This window comes from Salinimicrobium sediminilitoris, assembly GCF_020866905.1.
GTDB classification, from domain to species: Bacteria; Bacteroidota; Bacteroidia; order Flavobacteriales; family Flavobacteriaceae; genus Salinimicrobium; species Salinimicrobium sediminilitoris.
The window spans coordinates 267464-283028 of the sequence record NZ_JAIVCC010000001.1; the positions used below are offsets into that span (position 1 = coordinate 267464).

Annotated in this window: 15 protein-coding genes; 1 reads left to right on the plus strand and 14 read right to left on the minus strand. The window is 41.7% G+C overall.

Features of this window, described 5'->3' with window-relative positions:
- Positions 1–175: 175 nt before the first annotated feature.
- The 14 genes from tnpA to LA313_RS01195 all read right to left on the minus strand — a co-directional run bounded on the left by tnpA (position 176) and on the right by LA313_RS01195 (position 15276).
- On the minus strand, positions 176–634 hold the full coding sequence (tnpA, locus tag LA313_RS01130; RefSeq protein ID WP_228912768.1) for an IS200/IS605 family transposase: 459 nt from the start codon (positions 632–634) through the stop codon (positions 176–178).
- A 1476-nt stretch (positions 635–2110) separates the two neighbouring features.
- Positions 2111–2695: a DUF2911 domain-containing protein gene (locus LA313_RS01135; RefSeq protein ID WP_228912769.1), complete on the minus strand. Its 585-nt coding sequence runs from the start codon at positions 2693–2695 to the stop codon at positions 2111–2113.
- 580 nt (positions 2696–3275) lie between these two features.
- Positions 3276–3773 (minus strand): DUF2383 domain-containing protein, encoded by a 498-nt coding sequence (locus tag LA313_RS01140; protein ID WP_228912770.1) that lies wholly within the window; start codon positions 3771–3773, stop codon positions 3276–3278.
- 147 nt (positions 3774–3920) lie between these two features.
- Positions 3921–4652, minus strand: a complete 732-nt coding sequence (locus LA313_RS01145) for a VIT1/CCC1 transporter family protein (protein WP_228912771.1) — start codon at positions 4650–4652, stop codon at positions 3921–3923.
- Positions 4653–4673: 21 nt separating this feature from the next.
- Positions 4674–5243 carry an iron transporter gene (locus LA313_RS01150; RefSeq protein ID WP_228912772.1) on the minus strand — a complete coding sequence of 190 codons (570 nt, stop codon included), beginning with the start codon at positions 5241–5243 and terminating at the stop codon, positions 4674–4676.
- A 175-nt stretch (positions 5244–5418) separates the two neighbouring features.
- On the minus strand, positions 5419–5937 hold the full coding sequence (locus tag LA313_RS01155; RefSeq protein WP_228912773.1) for a DUF4199 domain-containing protein: 519 nt from the start codon (positions 5935–5937) through the stop codon (positions 5419–5421).
- A gap of 117 nt (positions 5938–6054) precedes the next feature.
- Complete coding sequence (locus LA313_RS01160; protein WP_228912774.1) at positions 6055–6288, minus strand: hypothetical protein; 234 nt, start codon at positions 6286–6288, stop codon at positions 6055–6057.
- Positions 6289–6597: 309 nt separating this feature from the next.
- Positions 6598–9957 carry a preprotein translocase subunit SecA gene (gene secA, locus LA313_RS01165; RefSeq protein ID WP_228912775.1) on the minus strand — a complete coding sequence of 1120 codons (3360 nt, stop codon included), beginning with the start codon at positions 9955–9957 and terminating at the stop codon, positions 6598–6600.
- Between the two features lie 88 nt (positions 9958–10045).
- Entirely contained in the window at positions 10046–10267 is a 222-nt protein-coding gene (locus tag LA313_RS01170) for a DUF2795 domain-containing protein (protein ID WP_008272287.1), read from the minus strand.
- A 157-nt stretch (positions 10268–10424) separates the two neighbouring features.
- On the minus strand, positions 10425–11000 hold the full coding sequence (locus tag LA313_RS01175; RefSeq protein WP_228912776.1) for a cob(I)yrinic acid a,c-diamide adenosyltransferase: 576 nt from the start codon (positions 10998–11000) through the stop codon (positions 10425–10427).
- A gap of 261 nt (positions 11001–11261) precedes the next feature.
- On the minus strand, positions 11262–11459 hold the full coding sequence (locus LA313_RS01180; RefSeq protein WP_228912777.1) for a hypothetical protein: 198 nt from the start codon (positions 11457–11459) through the stop codon (positions 11262–11264).
- A 577-nt stretch (positions 11460–12036) separates the two neighbouring features.
- Positions 12037–12744 carry an ABC transporter ATP-binding protein gene (locus tag LA313_RS01185; protein WP_228912778.1) on the minus strand — a complete coding sequence of 236 codons (708 nt, stop codon included), beginning with the start codon at positions 12742–12744 and terminating at the stop codon, positions 12037–12039.
- 774 nt (positions 12745–13518) lie between these two features.
- Positions 13519–14400, minus strand: coding sequence for an O-methyltransferase (locus LA313_RS01190; RefSeq protein WP_228912779.1), 882 nt, complete (start codon positions 14398–14400; stop codon positions 13519–13521).
- A 285-nt stretch (positions 14401–14685) separates the two neighbouring features.
- Positions 14686–15276 (minus strand): hypothetical protein, encoded by a 591-nt coding sequence (locus LA313_RS01195; RefSeq protein WP_228912780.1) that lies wholly within the window; start codon positions 15274–15276, stop codon positions 14686–14688.
- Between the two features lie 10 nt (positions 15277–15286).
- Between LA313_RS01195 and LA313_RS01200 the strand changes: the two genes are divergently transcribed.
- The gene (locus LA313_RS01200) at positions 15287–15556 is read left to right on the plus strand and encodes a hypothetical protein (protein ID WP_228912781.1); all 270 of its coding nucleotides are present in this window, start codon (positions 15287–15289) and stop codon (positions 15554–15556) included.
- The last annotated feature ends 9 nt before the right edge of the window (positions 15557–15565 follow it).

The window sequence follows — 15565 nt, forward strand, 5'->3', positions numbered from 1 at the left end:
GGGTAGTAAGGATATTTCAAGTGAATATTTCATTTCCAGTCCCGTAGGGACTACCTATGGTTAGAACAAGATATTGGGGAATGATATTTCATTTCCAATCCCGTAGGGACTACCTATGGGTAGAAAAAATATAGAGAAGGCAACTGTGCCGTTAGGTACAGCATATGACCGATCATCAAATTCGTTTAAATATATATCGTTCCTCAAATTTGACATTAAATGCTTCCAGAAGGTTTATATATTCCTCCTGAAATGTCAGTGTTTTGTGATGCTCTTCCTGGTTTTGAATATATCTTATCACACCTGGCAGTTGCGTTTTTGCATATGAAAATGCACCGTACCCGGCTTGCCAGGAAAATTTTCCATTTACAAATCCTTTATTGTTTATCCATTTAGATGAATCCTGCTTTACCTGTTTCATAAGATCAGAAAGAGATTGCGAAGGTCGCATTCCAAACAAAATATGGATGTGGTCTGGCATACCGTTTATTTGTAATACTTTATGTTCATTGTTTTGTATAATGCCGGTGATGTATTTATACAATTCGTCTTTAAAAGCATTTCGAATCAGACTTTCCCTGTTTTGTACCGCAAATACTGTCTGAATATGTATTTCTGTATATGTGTTTGCCATACTTCCTTTATATATCCCGTACCTAGAGGCACGGGAATCTAAATAAATTCTAATTTCTACCGATAGAATGTCCCTAACGGGACATAATTCCTTTTATGGAATTTAATTCTTTCTGTGAAACCCCGTACCTAAAGGCACGGGAATCTAAATAAATTCTAATTTCTACCGATAGAATGTCCCTAACGGGACATAATTCTTTTTAATGAAATTTAATCCTTATTGTGAAACTCACCGTACCTAAAGGCACGGACATCTAAATAAATTCTAATTTCTACCTGTAGGATGTCCCTAACAGGACATAATTCCTTTTAATGAAATTTAATCCTTACTGTGAAACTCACTGTATCCTGAAGACACGGAAACCTAAATAAATTCTAATTTCTACCTGTAGGGTGTCCCTAACGGGACATAATTCCTTTTATGGAATTTAATTCTTTCTGTGAAACCCCGTACCTAAAGGCACGGAAATCTAAATAAATTCTAATTTCTACCTGTAGGGTGCCCCTAACGGGACATAATTCCTTTTATGGAATTTAATTCTTTCTGTGAAACCCCGTACCTAAAGGCACGGAAACCTGAATAAATTCTAATTTCTACCTGTAGGGTGTCCCTAACGGGACATAATTCCTTTTATGGAATTTAATTCTTTCTGTGAAACCCCGTACCCAAAGGCACGGAAACCTGAATAAATTCTAATTTCTACCTGTAGGGTGTCCCTAACGGGACATAATTCCTTTTATGGAATTTAATTCTTTCTGTGAAACCCCGTACCCAAAGGCACGGAAACCTGAATAAATTCTAATTTCTACCTGTAGGGTGTCCCTAACGGGACATAATTCCTTTTATGGAATTTAATCCTTTCTGTGAAACCCCCGTACCTAAAGGCACGGGAATCTAAATAAATTCTAATTTCTACCGGTAGGATGTCGCTAACGGGACATAATTCTTTTTATTGGAATTGAATTTAATCCTTTCTGTGAAACTCACCGTACCTAAAGGCACGGAAATCTAAATAAATTCTAATTTCTACCGATAGGATGTCCCTAACGGGACATAATTCCTTTTATGGAATTTAATTCTTTCTGTGAAACTCACCTTACCTAAAGGCACGGACATCTAAATAAATTCTAATTTTTACCGGTAGGATGTCGCTAACGGGACAAGATTCTTTTTAATGAAATTTAATCCTTACTGTGAAACTCACTGTATCCTGAAGACACGGAAACCTAAATAAATTCTAATTTCTACCTGTAGGGTGTCCCTAACGGGACATAATTCCTTTTATGGAATTTAATTCTTTCTGTGAAACCCCGTACCTAAAAGCACGGAAACCTGAATAAATTCTAATTTCTACCGGTAGGAGGTCCCTAACGGGACATGATTCTTTTTAATGAAATTTAATCCTTCTGTGAAACCCGTCTCTTAAAGCACACCAATCTTATTCTAAATAAATATTTCCTACAAGACATTATCCTTTCACGATGCTCTCACCCGCTCAATGGTCTCAGGATCTTTCAGGGGGACACGCACCAGAGTTTGGTCCCAGGCAAGATTAAAGTTTATTAGGCCCTGCTTTTCTTCGAAATAAATAGTGAATTGTTCGATCGGGTTCTTTAATTTTTTCACCGGTACTTCGACAGTAAGAACATCATATTCCGGGATTCGGGAGGGGAGTTCGTCGGCGGTAATGCCCCAGGGGTACATTTCAGAATTGAAGATGACCTTCCAGGAATCCTCTTTTGGAATGGTCCAAAGGGTGTAGGTGCCTGCCTGCAGGAGAGAACCATCTACAAGAATATCCTTAGAAGTGTAAAAAGTGGTGGCTTCATTAGCCCCGGTTCTCCACACCTGGTCGTAAGGAACAAGTCCGCCAAAGATAGTCCTGTCTTTCTTATAAGGACGGTTATAAAAGACTTCGAGCTGCAAATCTCCACTGCTATACTCCACAGTAGCTTCGGGACTAAATGATTTGGTGTTGTTTTTATAGATGATGTAGCTGAGCATGATCACCCCCGTCACAATAATAAACCCCAGAAATCCTTTTTTTACAGTGCTTTGCATAAGCTAATGTAAACAATTTCCGCGCCGAAACATGTTTGAAAGGTTGAATCGCTGCGGAATAACAGCGGAATACCAAAACCCATTCTATAGACAATGTCATTCCGACGGCAGGAGGAATCTCGTGTGGAAAAGAAGATTCTTCGCTCCGCAAACGCTACGCTCTGAATGACAATGAACTCCTTTGTCCCTCCTTAAAGGGTGGGAAGCCCTTTGTTCGTAAAAAGTAGCCAAAAGCTGTTGAATAAAAATGTCATTCCGACGATAGGAGGAATCTCTGATAGAAACGATAGATTCTTCGCTCTGCAAACGCTTCGCTCTGAATGACAATGAACTCCTTTGTCCCTCCTTAAAGGGTGGGAAGCCCTTTTTTCGTAAAAAGTAGCCAAAAGCTGTTGGATAAAAATGTCATTCCGACGATAGGAGGAATCTCTGGTAGAAAAGAGATTCTTCGCTTCGCAAAATCTACGATCTGAATGGCATTTGATTTCTAATTTGCGCTGATGGTCAGGCTCATAAATCGATACCTTAAAAATATAAAAAGCCCCGAAAGGGGCTTAAAGTAGAAATATTTTTGTGCGTATTACATCGCCTTCAGCTTACGAACTCTTGGACGATTAGAAGGATCTAAAGCTTCTTCTCCAGATTCGTATTTAAGGCATTTCTGTATTGCACTTTCTATGGTTTCTTTGTGCCTTTTAAGGGTCTTCAGGATCTCTTTAGGCAAGGCTTTATTTTCAATTATTTCATTATACAGCTCCAGGTTTTCCTCATCCTTTTTTCTGCATTTTTTCAGCAGCTTTAGGGGTTTGGCCTTTACCAGGGCTTTTCTCACTTCCCTCCAGTCGCGATCAAGATTTCCTTTTTGTACCCATTCCTTGGCGGGTTCCACGTCTGCCTGAACAAGCTGTTCAGAAATTTCGTAGCTAAAGCGGTTCCTGTTTACAGTCTCGTGGTTGAAAAATCGCTTCAACTCCACTTGCTGTACATCCTCGCTTGCATTGTAATAAATGCGTTCTGCTTCAAAACTCTCGATAAGCAGCGAATTTAACTTCTTAAATTTAGAGTAACGATCTTCCATAGTTATAGTTTTATAATTTCGAAGATAGTTACGTTTGTAGATTCCTTAGTGCTAACCAACTGTTAAATCACTGATTTTTAATAGAATATTCAGTAAAATTTAAGAATAAGAAATCAGGTGTTAAGAAATTCCGTGATTAGAAATTTCCTACATCGCCACAAACATCTTTTCCAGAACATCTCCCACGAAGTAGGCGAGGAAGGCTGCCAAACCTCCTAACAGCAGGGTCTCAAAAATGCCGAAAAGGATATTCTTTTCGGTCACAAAACTCTTTAGGCTGCCAACAATTGCGAGGGCCACCCCGGTTAAGATACAGGAGTAAAGAAAAAGATCATCCTGTATAGATGGTCCCGAGCCCGTGAAAACGTAAGAAAGCAGTGGGACAGAACCTACGACTACGAAACTTACAAATGTCATTCCGGCAGTTTTATATGGAGCCTTATCACTTTTTACCATTTCCAGTTCCTCTTTCATCATCGTATCCACCCAGACATCCTTATCGGCTGTAATTACGTCCACAACCTGTTCCAGCAGGTCACCTTTAAAGCCTTTGGCCGCATAGATCTCCCTAATTTCCTCTATTTCCTTTTCCCGTAGATTTTCAATTTCCCAGTATTCCACCTGCTTATGGCGTTCAAAGGTGTCCCGTTCTGCCTTGGTAGAAAAAAAATTGCCAACGCTCATTGAAAAGCCGTCGGCAATTAGATTCGCCAGCCCGAGGATGACCACAACCTGTATTCCAAGGCTGGCACCTTCGGCTCCTGCTACTACCGCAAAGGTGGTGATGGCGCCATCGATGCCGCCGTACACGAATTCAGCAATATAATCTTTGTTAAAAAAAAGGATCTTTTCCTGGGAGTGAAGTTGTTTTTCCTTCATGAGACGATATTTTATTAGTGTCTATTCCGGTCCATGAGGTTCCCTGCCTGTTTCCATTTCGATTTCGATTTCGACATTTACATCCTTCTCGTAACGTTTTCCTTTTATCTCATCATGCCTGTGGAATTCGGGTGCAGGAATTTCCAGTTGGACTTTATATTTTCCTTCTTTCGGAATTTTAAAAAATGCGCCATAATGCAGCAGGAATGGATGCCACAGGAGGGGGAAATCTGTCTCAACGATCTGCTTTCCATCCTGATCGAGCACTTTTCCGCGGATCTTTAGCCCCGGAATGAATCGCTTGTCTTTCCTGTCTCTCACTACGATTTCCAGGTGCGTATTAAAACCTTCTTTTGGAGTGTTCCACTTCAGCTTTCCTTCCTGAAGTTGGTAGGTGCCTTCAGCTTCTTCCGAAGCCAGGCTTATAATGTAATCATCCACCTCCTTTTCGGCGTGGTTATCCATTTCTTTCATGTAATCCAGGGCTGCCGAATATGCTTTTCCCTGGTCTTCGGCTAATTTGATCTTTTTTTCGTTGTCTTCAATTTTCATTTTTTCAGTCTTATAGGTTAGTCCCTTTAAGTTAGGCATAAGGGCTTGCTTTTGCTGCTAAAGAGCTGTTAAAATGAGGGGCCGAAAATGGCATTTTGGAAGAGGTTTTCCGCAGATCTTTTTGGCGCTTCAAAAAAGAAATTATTCCGGAACAGAGAACATTAAATGAAGAAATATTTCTGCGGAAGATTTTTCTGAAACTTGCCATGGCCTTTTATCTATATGGAGTAGTTCCTTTCACCTGATTGGGATTGGGTATTTTGCGGCGGAGTATCAATGCTGCAATGGCTGCGGTGATCAAACCTGTGATTGCTGCCCAAACCATACTTTGCATGATGTAATTCTTAAGGCTAAAGTACAACTCCGCTTCTTCCCGGTTCATTTCGCCTGCTTCTACGGAATATTCAGTGATATTCCTGAAGTAATCGGGAGTAATGACCTGGATTATGAGAAGCTGTACGAAAGGGGAGAGGATCACGATACCGGCTGTAAGAATAGCTCCCGATTTAAACCCTTCCTGCCAGCTCATAAAGCCGTTATGGTAATTCTTACGTTTGTCGAAAAGGGCAAGCAGGTAGATCCCAATAGCGACAATCGCGAAAAAGCTGGTGTAGAAGGAGTGGTCTGCTATGTATTCATCGTGAAGCCCCAGGAATTTCTCTCCCAGCATCCACAGGATCATGACCACAGAGAAAATAATAGCCCATTTGATTTCGATGCGGTATTTTCTCATAATAGAAAGGTTGGTTCTATAAAAATAGGAAAAAATGCATTTTTAAACAGGACAATAAAAAAGAAAATTGATAAAAAGGATTCACATCAATCAGAGCTCATTTCAAGCTCTTTTTTACTACAGTAGCACCTGAATAGATTTTGAAATAAATTCAGAATGACGGGAGCTTGTGAAAGGAGATGCTGAAATAAATTCAGCATGACGTAGAATAACCTGGTCAACCTGAACTTGTTTCAGGTTCTCTTTTATTGCAGTAGCACCTGAGTAGATTCTGAAATACATTAAGAGGGACGGGAGTTCCATGGGAAGATGCTGAAATAAATTCAGCATGACGTAGAATAACTTGGTCAACCTGAACTTGTTTCAGGTTCTCTTTTACTGCAGTAGCACCTGAGTAGATTCTGAAATACATTAAGAGGGACGGGAGTTCCATGGGAAGATGCTGAAATAAATTCGGCATGACGTAGGGCTAATAAAAAGGAAAAGGCCTGAAAAGCAGTTATGCTCTTCAGGCCTTACCCCTCTGTCCTGCGGACATCTCCCCTTGAAAAAAAAGGGGAGAAATATGTTGTCAAAATAACTAGTAGTGGATATGTCGGTATTCTAACTGATGGTCGCTAACTACAAATTAACTAATCACCAGTCACCAATAACTAATCCCTATTCATCAACAAGCACCCAGTCCCCTTTGTCGAGAAGTGGGATGGCCTGTTTGAACTTCATACTCTTATTCTCTCCCGTCATTACATTTTTAATGTTCACTTTGTCGTTACGACCAATTTTTGGACGTTCCCGGGTGATGGTTTCAGTTACCTGCGGGCGACGTTGCTGGGTTTGACCTGCAGCCCTGCTTTGGGCAGCTCTCTCATCCATATTCGGGATCTCTTCTTTCGAGGTCTCGACAGTCTCTTTTTTCCTGGTTTGTCTTGCCTCTTTAATTTGAGCAGGATTTGGTGCAGGAAGTTCTCCCTTGAACAGGAAGGAGATCACATCTTTGTTTACCAGGTCAAGCATTACCTTGAACAATTCAAAAGCTTCGAACTTATAGATCAACAAAGGATCTTTTTGCTCGTGTACAGCCAACTGCACACTCTGCTTAAGTTCGTCCATCTTTCTTAGGTGAGTCTTCCAGGCGTCGTCAATGATCGCTAAACTTATATTCTTTTCAAAGTCGGTGATCAACTGCTTACCTTCACTTTCATATGCTTTTTCAAGATTGGTAACTACCTGCAGGGTTTTCGTACCATCGGTAAATGGAACAGCGATCCTTTCAAAGCTATTGCCTTTATCTTCCCACACCTGCTTGATCACAGGGTAAGCAGCTTCGGCATTGCGCTTCATCTTTTCAAGATAGTGCTCGTAGGCAGCCTTGTAAACGATTCTTGCAATCTTTTGGAAATCCATTTTATCGAACTCTTCCTTAGTTACAGGAGAACTCATGGAGAAATAGCGAATAAGTTCGAACTCAAAATTCTTAAAGTCGCTCGCCAGTTTATTTGTTTCTGCAATACCTTCTGCAGTATCATAGATCATGTTCGAAATGTCCACGCGCAGCCTGTCTCCAAATAAGGCGTGGTAACGGCGCTTATAAACCACCTCACGCTGGGCATTCATCACGTCATCATACTCCAGAAGTCGTTTACGTACTCCAAAGTTGTTCTCTTCCACCTTTTTCTGAGCGCGTTCAATGGATTTAGAGATCATGGAATGCTGGATCACTTCTCCTTCTTCCAGACCCATGCGGTCCATTAGTTTCGCGATCTTTTCAGATCCAAACAAGCGCATCAGGTTATCTTCGAGAGACACATAAAATTGAGAACTACCGGGATCTCCCTGTCGTCCTGCACGACCTCTTAACTGCCTGTCCACACGTCTTGAATCATGACGCTCTGTACCTACAATGGCAAGACCACCGGCTTCCTTAACTTCTTTGGACAATTTGATATCTGTACCACGTCCTGCCATGTTGGTGGCTATGGTCACAACGCCCGAGTTACCTGCTTCGGCAACAATATCGGCTTCTTTCTTATGCAGTTTCGCGTTAAGAACGTTGTGCGGCACGTTTCGCAGCTTCAGCATACGGCTTAACAATTCCGAAATTTCTACGGAAGTAGTACCAATCAACACAGGCCTTCCTGCTTTAGAAAGGTCAGTCACATGATCGATTACTGCATTATATTTTTCACGTTTGGTCTTGTAGACCAAATCTTCTTTATCTTTTCTTGCTATAGGACGGTTCGTCGGAATTTCTACCACATCGAGTTTGTAGATCTCCCATAATTCTCCTGCTTCGGTTACAGCTGTACCGGTCATCCCCGATAGTTTGCTGTACATCCTGAAATAATTCTGAAGAGTTACCGTAGCAAAGGTTTGCGTGGCATCTTCGATCTTCACATTCTCCTTAGCCTCGATAGCCTGGTGCAGTCCGTCGCTGTAACGACGCCCTTCCATGATACGACCGGTTTGCTCGTCAACGATCTTCACCTTATTATCCATCACCACATATTCGGTGTCTTTTTCAAACAGGGTGTAAGCCTTTAACAGCTGACGCATAGTGTGAATTCGCTCGCTCTTCACGCTGTAGTCGCGGAAAAGGTCTTCTTTCTTTTCGGCTTCTTCTTCTTTAGAAAGACCTTCTTTCTCAATTTTTGCGATCTCCATTCCAATTTCGGGCATCACAAAGAAATCGGGGTCGTCTTTTCCTGAAAGGAATTCGATTCCCTTATCTGTAAGGTCGATCTGGTTATTTTTCTCCTCGATCACGAAGTACAATTCGGCATCAACCGTGGGCATTTCCCGGTTGTTATCGGCCATGTACTTGTTCTCTGTTTTCTGAAGAAGCGCCTTAACACCTTCCTCACTCAGATATTTTATAAGAGCCTTATTCTTTGGAAGTCCGCGGTAAACGCGCAACAGTTGTAAGCCTCCTTCTTCAGTGTTTCCTGAAGCTATAAGTCTTTTAGCTTCAGCAAGAACCCCGGTTAAATATTTTCGCTGTACCTCAACGACGTTTGCGATTGCGGGTTTTAATTGATCGAATTCATGTACGTCTCCCTTGGGAATTGGTCCCGAAATAATAAGGGGCGTCCTTGCATCATCAACCAGCACCGAATCCACCTCATCTACTATTGCGTAGTTGTGTGGACGTTGTACAAGATCGTCGGGCGAATGCGACATGTTATCCCGCAGGTAATCAAATCCAAATTCATTATTGGTTCCGTAGGTGATATCGGCATTGTATGCTTTTCTACGGGAAGCCGAATTGGGACGGTGGTAATCTATACAGTCAACAGTCAGGCCATGGAACTGGAAAATAGGAGCCATCCATGCGCTGTCACGTTTTGCCAGGTAATCGTTCACCGTAACCAGGTGTACCCCGTTTCCGGTAAGTCCGTTAAGGTACATGGGAAGTGTGGCCACAAGTGTTTTACCTTCCCCTGTTTGCATCTCTGCGATCTTTCCCTGGTGCATTGCGACACCACCTATAAGCTGCACATCGTAGTGTACCATGTCCCAGGTAATGGGTTTCCCGGCAGCATCCCATGAATTCTTCCAAATTGCATGATCCCCTTCAAGATTTACATAATCTTTTTCGGCAGAAAGCTCGCGGTCATAGGCAGATGCCGTGACCTTTAATTCGGTATTGTTTTTAAAACGTTTAGCTGTTTCCTTAACGGTGGCAAATGCTTCGGGCAGGATCTCGTTGAGAACACCTTCAGAGATCTCATAAGACTTCTCTTTTAAGGCGTCAACTTCGGCGTAAATGTCTTCTTTTCGGGTAATATCTTCAGATGCATCGGCTTCGGCATTTAGACTGGTGATCTGTTCATTCACCTCCTTAAGCGCATCTTTAATCCTGGTCTTGAAAGCTGTGGTCTTGGCGCGGAGTTCATCCAGGCTAAGAGCTTCATATTCTTTTTCGAGAGCGAGGATCTGGTTGACTATAGGCTGAATCTCCTTAATGTCTTTCTTAGACTTGTCGCCGACAAAAACTTTCAATACGGTATCTAAAAAACTCATATGTTTTTGTGGTATTTAATATGTCAAAGTTAAGCAAAAAAAAAGCCTCAATTCTGAGACTTTTTTCTGCTGTTATTTAGGTGTGCTTTTAATATTCATCTTCATTCCAGAGGTAGTCCTCATCTGTAGGGTAATCGGGCCAGATTTCCTCTATTGAATCATAGGAATCTCCCTCATCTTCAATAGCCTGCAGGTTTTCGACAACCTCCAGGGGCGCACCCGTCCTGATGGCGTAATCAATTAACTCATCTTTTGTGGCGGGCCATGGCGCATCACTAAGGTAGGATGCTAATTCTAATGTCCAATACATTGGTTAATCGGTTTTAATTTTTGCAAAAATAATTTTTTTGACGAGATAGTCAAGAAAAAAATCATCTTTTTATCACTAATTTTAAGAACGTATCTCTTCCACTGTAATTCCTTATAAAATAGAGGCCTTAAGTAAAAAATTTGCAGGATCCGGATTTTTAAGATTCCTTTTGCGGAATCCATTGAATTTCCTCTGCCTGTAGATCATGAGACAACTTTCGTGCCAGCACAAAAAGGTAGTCACTTAGGCGGTTGAGGTACTGCAGCACCTGCTCTTCAAAAGGTTCAATTTCGTATAGGGCAGTGGCTAAACGCTCGGCGCGGCGGCATACACAGCGGGCTACGTGACAAACTGACACGGTTTGATGCCCCCCCGGAAGTACAAAATGTGTCATAGGCGGTAGAGCTTCATTCATTTTATCCATTTCCTGCTCCAGCAGCTCAATATCCTCTTGTGAGATCAAAGGGATCTCCAGGCGCTTTTTACCACTTTTAAGCACGGCTTTTTGAGGATCGGTTGCAAGGGTGGAACCCATGGTGAACAGCCGGTCCTGGATCTTTAGGATGATCTCCTTGCTGTGTTCGTCCACCTGCTGGTCACGCAGGAGGCCCAGGTTAGAATTTAGCTCGTCTACAGTGCCGTAACTTTCAATGCGAATATGATGTTTGGGAACCCGGGTGCCGCCAAAAAGAGCAGTAGTGCCTTTGTCTCCTGTTTTTGTGTAAATCTTCATGTTTTCAATTTTAATATCTCCTCTGTGAAAGGTTGCCTAAAGTAGGAAAATTTGAAGTGTTTTTGAAACGGAAAGCAATCAGGTATTATGAAAAGTTAGCACGCCCTGAATGAAAAGACAATACATCCAAAAATGTTTAGAAGATCTCACTTCTGAAACTTCTTATTAACATCCCTTAAAAATGACCTTTTTGAGAGGGATTTCCAGAGGTGTCTCCTGAAGGAACAGGATTATTATTTTTAATAACACTTCGGCTGAAGGCTATTCTCCAATATTTATTTCGGGCGTATTATTCCCGTTCTGTCTTCTGAATTTCTCGCGTATCTTTTTGCTTAGCGAACGACGCCACTCCAGTTCCTTTTTCCTTCTTTTTATGCTTCTTATCCAAAGCAAAAAAGCAACACAGACACATGCCAGGGCCAGGTATAGAAATATCTCGTTTAAAAAAAACTCTTCCATGGCACAAGGGTTTTAGATACAGTTAATTTACAGAAAATTCCTGATAAACTGAAACTTATGTCCTGTTAAAACCCGTATAAAAGTTTTATTGTTTCTTCCTTTTTCTTTCGTGATATCGCTTTCTAAAGCTTTCGTTTTGCCTGTTCTTCTTTGTTCGATTTCGCGTCCAGAGAAAAAAGACAAGGAAAACCACGATAAGGATGATATATTTTAAAGTGTCGCTGTCGAAAAAAGACATTTTTGGAAGGTAGATTTTAGAAGTTAGAATTTAGAAGGAGGTGTTGCTTGTTGCGAGGTTCGGGTTTTACAAATTGACCTTGATCTGATAACTACCAATCACTGCTATTAAAAAGAGTTTCAAAAAGGGCTTTTTTGGGAGGTGCTTTGCAGTTAACTTTTGCCTTTTATCCTGCCTCAATTACAGTTTACAATATATAAGCTACAATATACATCAAAAACTGCCAACTAACCAATGCGCACTGCCTACTGAACAAGATAGTTGCCTGTTGCCCGTTTTACAATAAAAATATAAATTTTATACTGAGCTGTTATTAATTTCACTTCGTATTTCGTAGAGCTAATTTCGTACTTCCAAATTCACTTCCTTCCTTTCGTCACTTTCGACCATTCCGTCGCGTAATCTTATGATACGATGTGCATGTCGGGCGATATCTTCTTCGTGCGTTACCAGGATCACTGTATTTCCGGACCTGTGGATCTCATCAAAAAGGTTCATGATCTCTACGGAAGTTTTTGAATCCAGGTTTCCTGTGGGTTCATCGGCAAGAATAATGGATGGCTTGTTAACCAGGGCTCTACCTACAGCAACCCTTTGTCGCTGCCCTCCGGAAAGCTGATTAGGTTTATGGTCCATCCTGTCGGCCAGGCCAACATCGGTGAGTACTTTCTCGGCACGTTCTTTCCGCTGACTTTTTGAAGCACCCGCATAGATCATGGGAAGAGCCACGTTTTCAAGAGCGGTGGTGCGGGGGAGAAGGTTAAAGGTTTGAAAGACAAAGCCAATCTCCTTGTTACGGATCTCTGCCAGCTCATCGTCTGTCATTTTACTTACGTCCTTTCCGTTAAGTATGTATTGACCGGAGGTGGGGGTGTCCAGACATCCTAAAAGGTTCATTAAAGTAGACTTTCCTGAACCCGAAGGGCCCATAAAGGCAACATATTCCCCTTTTTCGATCTCAAGGTCGATACCTTTTAAAACTTTTACTACTTCCTGACCCAGGTTAAAATCCCTGGTAATCTGGCTGATCTTTATGACGCTGCTCATAGACTAATGTGAATTCAAATTGTTAGACGCAAGATAGAGGAATATGTTACAAGTTCTCTTGTCGGGGATTTGAAAATTGTCATTCCGACGCCAGGAGGAATCTCCTTTGTATACGAGAGATTCTTCGCTCCGCAAAAGCTTCGCTTTGAATGACAGGGATTCCAAGTTAGCGCTTCCTTTTGCCCTCCCTAAAGGGTGGGAAGCGCATGTGTTTTAGGGAAAGTAGCCAAAAGTCAACAGCTAATAGCTAATAGCTGTTTTAGGTAAAATGTCATTCCGACGAAGGAGGAATCTCTTGTGGAAAACGAGAGATTCTTCACTCCGCAAAAGCTTCGTTCTGAATGACAGGGATTTCAAGTTAGCGCTTCCTTTTCCTTTCCCTAGGGTGGGAAGCGCAGATAACCTACAAGAAAAAGCCAAAGGCCAGTAGCAAATGGCTAATAGTTGCTTTAAGTAAAATGTCATTCCGACGTTAGGAGGAATCCCATTTGGATACAAAGGATTCTTCGCTCCGCATAAACTTCGCTCTGAAAGACAGAGATTCTAAATTAGCGCTTCCTTTTCCCCTCCCTAAAGGGTGGGAAGCGCATGGATTTTTGGGGAAAGTAGCTAAAAGCCAACAGCTAATAGCTAACAGCTGTTTCAGGAAAAATGTCATTCCGACGTTAGGAGGAATCTCATTTGTAGACGAGAGATTCTTCGCTCCGCAAAAGCTTCCCTCTGAAGGACATTATTGTCAACTGCCAACTGAACACCTGCGCACTGCCTACTAATCTACACTCTTATCACAAAATGCTCCTTCTCCTGTTCTCTCCTGAAAAAGACCATTCCCCACTGGAAAGTGTCTATACTTACTCTTACCTGTGGATGTGCTTTGATCTCCTCCCATGCTTCTTCCATTCCTCTGGACCAGTGGATGTCATCAAAGATCATGACGCTGTCATTGTGGACAGTAGCGAGAAGCTTTTCAAAATATGCTAAAGTGGCTTCTTTTTGGTGATTGCCGTCGATGAAGAGTAATGAGTACTTAGTATTGAGTATGGAAATTGGAGTTGTGGGTTGTGGGCTGTCGGTTGTCGGTTGTTTTTTTTGGGAATTTGGAATTTGGAATTTAGAATTTCTGTTCGTCATGGATTGAAAATCCGCACCATAGGCTAATCGGTTATCAGTTGTCAGTTGAGAGTTTGGCCTGACCACTGACCACTGACCACTGACCACTAATTTTTCCTCAAATTCCCCAACCTTAAGCTCCACATTCCTCAATCCAAATTCCTGAAATTTCTCTTCAGCAACTTTTCCTGTCTCAGGGCAACCTTCAAGGGTGGTGATCTTTATGTTATTTCCCGCTGCCATGGCAGCTGTTCCCATCCCCAGGGAAGTCCCGAGCTCCAGAGCTGTATCCACTTCTAAATACCTTACCAGCCGATTTAAGAGTCGGGCGCGTTTTGGAGAAATGCCCGCGATTTTTGCCATTTTTGACACCTCCCTTTCATCAGATTTTAAGACTCTGCTTCCGGCGCCGAAATCTTTGATGCGAATGGTTCTCTCGTCTTTCAGCAGCGATTTGCGGTATTGCTTCAGAATTAAGTAAGAGAGATGTTTCTTCCGGTCATAGAAGCATTTGGTCACCAGATTGTAAACAAAAGGTGAATGCACCCCATGTTGATTGCTGGAGCGGAGGAGGAATTTTATGAAGGCGAGAAAAGTGAACAATTGGCAATTAACAATTAACAATAATCAATAGGGCAATGATTTGAAATCGGAGTTAGACGGTTATTTCATTTTCTATCTTGACGGCAAATGTAAGGCAAACAATGTCTGTTCCAGGATTAAGTGTTCAAAAATTGGACAAAATCAATCGCTTTAATGGTAAAAAAACTACTGAAAGGGTTAGGCAATCGATCCCCCGCTTTCGGCGGCTTGGAGCCCCGAAAGCGGGTTTTAAAACAAATCCCTCTTCTCATTTCTCTCATGGTAAGCTTTAAAATTTTCTATGTCGCCAAACATTTGAATAACTTCTTCCCGCTTTAAAATAGTTGGACTTTTGGATATAATAATATTATAGGAGGACCAGGAATATTCTCTAATTCTTTGAACAACCTTATGATGCACAGGATTATTATGGATGTAAAAAATTACTCGTTTAAGATATTCTTCAGACGTGATCCTTTTTCTTTCGTATGGCTTTTCCATCAGACTTCCAGTTCTCCCATAATTTTTGTTTATGGCCTGAGCATATGCATTAAATAAATGACCGAGCTGCCTGGAGGCATCGGGTTTCTTTGGTTCTTTACCCGGTGAAAATAAATAGTCCTCCTTCTTAATTTCACCGTCAGTTTTGAGATAAATAAGTACATGAAAATGATTCTGCATTAGGCACCAGGCAAAGGTATCCGCTATTGGAGGAATATACTTTTTATAGAGTCGTAGAAAATGTTGGTAATTCTCATCTTCAAAAAAGATCTTAGAACCATTGTTCCCACGGTTGTAGATGTGGTAGAAGTTTCCCGGTTCTATAGGTTCGATCTGCAATTTTTTAATTTTGAGGAAAGAAATTAAAGATAAAAATTTTATTCAACCAACCGCTTTCAGGGTAAAAAAACCGCTGAAAGGGTTGGCAATCGGTCACCCCTTTCCGCGGCTTGCTCTGCAATCTTTCTGCGGCTCCAAATCCGGAAAGAAGATGGCCGGCAAAACAACCTCTTCCAGGGTTGAAAGCCGTTTTAAAGGTTGGGTGTCTGTGGTAATCACCCCTTTCCGCGGCTTAGAGCCCGGAAAGCGGGTGGAAGTCGACAACCTCTTTCAGCTTTAAAAAACCGCT